The sequence below is a fragment of the Streptomyces sp. NPDC050211 genome, assembly GCF_040656035.1.
Classification (GTDB): Bacteria; Actinomycetota; Actinomycetes; order Streptomycetales; family Streptomycetaceae; genus Streptomyces.
The window spans coordinates 1-2,745 of the sequence record NZ_JBFALC010000163.1; the positions used below are offsets into that span (position 1 = coordinate 1).

At 67.9% G+C, this 2,745-nt stretch carries 6 protein-coding genes; all 6 read right to left on the minus strand.

What is annotated here, in order from left to right; translation table 11 throughout:
* Positions 1-139 precede the first annotated feature (139 nt).
* On the minus strand, positions 140-394 hold the full coding sequence (locus tag AB0I98_RS49655; RefSeq protein WP_362953108.1) for a hypothetical protein: 255 nt from the start codon (positions 392-394) through the stop codon (positions 140-142).
* 8 nt (positions 395-402) lie between these two features.
* Positions 403-783, minus strand: coding sequence for a hypothetical protein (locus AB0I98_RS49660; RefSeq protein WP_362953110.1), 381 nt, complete (start codon positions 781-783; stop codon positions 403-405).
* A gap of 445 nt (positions 784-1,228) precedes the next feature.
* Positions 1,229-1,513 (minus strand): hypothetical protein, encoded by a 285-nt coding sequence (locus tag AB0I98_RS49665; RefSeq protein WP_362953112.1) that lies wholly within the window; start codon positions 1,511-1,513, stop codon positions 1,229-1,231.
* Positions 1,514-1,516: 3 nt separating this feature from the next.
* Complete coding sequence (locus tag AB0I98_RS49670) at positions 1,517-1,681, minus strand: hypothetical protein (RefSeq protein WP_362953114.1); 165 nt, start codon at positions 1,679-1,681, stop codon at positions 1,517-1,519.
* Positions 1,678-2,487 carry a peptidoglycan-binding protein gene (locus AB0I98_RS49675; RefSeq protein WP_362953116.1) on the minus strand — a complete coding sequence of 270 codons (810 nt, stop codon included), beginning with the start codon at positions 2,485-2,487 and terminating at the stop codon, positions 1,678-1,680. Before AB0I98_RS49675 ends, AB0I98_RS49670 begins: the two co-directional genes overlap by 4 nt.
* A 135-nt stretch (positions 2,488-2,622) precedes the next feature.
* Positions 2,623-2,745: zinc ribbon domain-containing protein (locus AB0I98_RS49680; protein ID WP_362953118.1), on the minus strand; the 123-nt coding region annotated here is incomplete at its 5' end.

Below are 2,745 nucleotides of genomic sequence, written 5' to 3' on the forward strand. Positions count from 1 at the left end.
ATCCCAACTCGGCGACGAGCCGCGACTGCTGACCCACACCCGATGGTCCGTCCCGCACTCCTCGATACGGGACGGACCATTTCGCTTGCGGTCGTTAGGGTCGCGGGCATGATCCGCGCGGTTGAGCCCCATCCGTTGCTCAGCTTCTTCGTCGACGCAGGCGTGCGCACTCCCGGCAGGACGGCGGCCCTCCGTCCCGGGACCTGGTGCACACCCGCACTCCATCCACCAGGGCGTGGGCGTGGACCGGGTGCCGGCAGATCCGGCACCGGCTGACCGAGGCGGCCCGGCGCATGTGCCGGGCGGCGCGGCGGGCGGCCTCCATCTCCGCGAACACGTCGACGTGGTCACGCGAGAGTCGCGCCAGCACCTCGTTGAGGTCGCGGTAGGCCACCGGACCGATCAGAAGAACTGGAAGAACCAGCCCTGGGACTCGTGAATGCACGGTGTGGTGCTGTATTCGAGGTCCTCGGCCAACGACCGATAAAAGCGACACTCCTCCCAAGAGACGTAGGGCCCGGCCCACGTTTGGATGTGTACGGTGCCGTCCTGCTCGGTTCCCCGGTGCTCACTGGCAAGAGCTGATACCGGAGAGAGTGCGCCGCCCATCGCGCGGTCCCAGCTGGCCGGGCCGGCCTCGTCGCCGAGTATCGAGTGCAGCTTGGTTTCAGTCGTGTCCGCCTGCGCGGACGGGGCAGCAACCAAGAACGCCCCCAGAGCGATGCTGATCGCTCCGAGCAGAGCCATCATTTTCCGTAAGACAGGCATCTCCGTGCCTCTCATGTTCATCTGCTCTCCTTCGACGGAGGACGCATGGTTGTCCCCCATAGGCGATGGATGAGTAGCTCTCCGACCCGTCCACGGTGCGGCATGCATGTAGGCAGGAACCTTGCGAGAACCTTGCCTCACCGGTCAGCGCTGGCTTTACGTCCACCTTGGCCTGTGATGGTCCGGCTGAGACAAGGCGGTGTTCGGCCCATGGTCGGTGGCGACCATTACGTCGACCAGGCTCGCGCTCTTGTCGCGTTCCGCACCACTCCCACTTGCCCAACGGCCGTTCTACGCTGCCAAGATGTGCGGTGATCGTCGCTCCACGACGCCGACCTTGCCGACGCGGTGGCCACCCTGGACGCACTGCACACCCAGCGCGAGCACGCCCGCGCGTCCTCCCAGGTCGCACTACCCCCTTGAGCCGTTGCGGGGCGGGCACTCGGTCTGTCGGGACCGGTCAGCGGATGAATAGCGACACAACGCCCGTTGCAGCACCGGCCACACCGGTCAGCGCGCCGACCACTCCGAGGGGCCACCGCCGCGCCTTCAACTCCTCCACCTCCGTCCGCAGTGCGGTGATGGCGGTGTCTGTGTCCTCCCGAAGCTGCTTGAGGTCCTGCTCGTTCCGCGTCGATCGTTCAACGAGGACGGCCAACGCGCCCTTGACCTCAGCGAACCCGGTAGACACGGTGCCGCGTAGCCGCTCCAGTTCTGCGGCCACCGATGCCTCCGGCGCCTCCATGGACTACACCCCCTTGACCAGGGATGAGGAGTTGGCCGCATCCCGCAGACGAGCGAACAGGCCCTTCCCAACAGCGAGGATGGCGCGGACGCCGCCAGTGAACGACTGGAGGACCGTGGAGAGCGTGCGCTCGAGGAGATCTCTGCCCGACGTCGCCGCTGTCTTCACGACGGTTTCCCTGCGGGCGAGGTTGAGTCCACTGGACACGAGCGGGGTCCCTTCTCGGAGTGAAGAAGCTTCCAAGTGAGCGGGCCCGGGTATCCGTCCGGGTCCGCACGGAGCTCGGCGCGGGAGCGCTGGAAGTCCGCGACGTTGCGCCGGGAGTACTCGGTGAACCGCGGCCCGGCCTGGTAGCCGTTGCCGTCGTGGTGCCGGGTGAAGCCCTTCGCGATGAGCCGCTTATCCAGCTGCGTGACGGCCGGGTTCGTCTTGCCGAGCACGAACGCGCCTGCGCCGGGAAAAGGCGGGATCTCCTGGCCGCCGCCGCTGGATGCGTCGGGGATGTGAAGCTCCTGGCCGGGATAGATCGTGTACGGCGGGCGGAGCCCGTTGACCTTCGCCAGGTCCTGCCAGGACACGTCCAGGCGCCGGGCGATGACGGCCAGGGAGTCCCCGGCGCGCACCACGAAGACGTCGCCCGCCGGAGCCGGCTTACTCCCGCCCGGCCGGGGCGCGCCGCGCTGGACCCACCCGTACAGCCAGTCCCCGGGGCACTCGGTGGAGTAGCCGTCCCGGTGGCCGCCGATCCAGTCCCCGGCATCCCCGTCCCGGCGGAGCCATTCGATCGCGTCCCGGAGCCCGTGGAGCATGGCATCCGGTGGCACGGTGAGGCCCTTTGAGCCGAGGAGCGCGCACACGGCGTAGTCCCGGCCGTTGAGGTCCGCGGAGCCGTTTGCGCCGGAGCGCTTATGCGTGCCGCGGCCCTCGAACACGTACCCGTGCTGACACCCGAGCGCGCTGTACGCGATGTCCACGTAATTCTCCGCGGTGTTCGCAAGGTGTGCGGCGCGGATGCTTCTCAGGTAGTCGTCACACGTGGAGTGCGCGGCCCGGGAGCTGTAGATGTGACTCCACCCACGACTGAAGTCGCGGGCTTCCTGGATCGGTGGCTAAGCACCGTCGCAGAGGACCAGCCCAGCCCTGTGCAGGACGTTCAGCGCGCCCACGCGGTCTGCGTTCTCCACCAGGCCGCACTTGACGCACTCGAACTTCGCTTGGGTGACGCGGTTCCC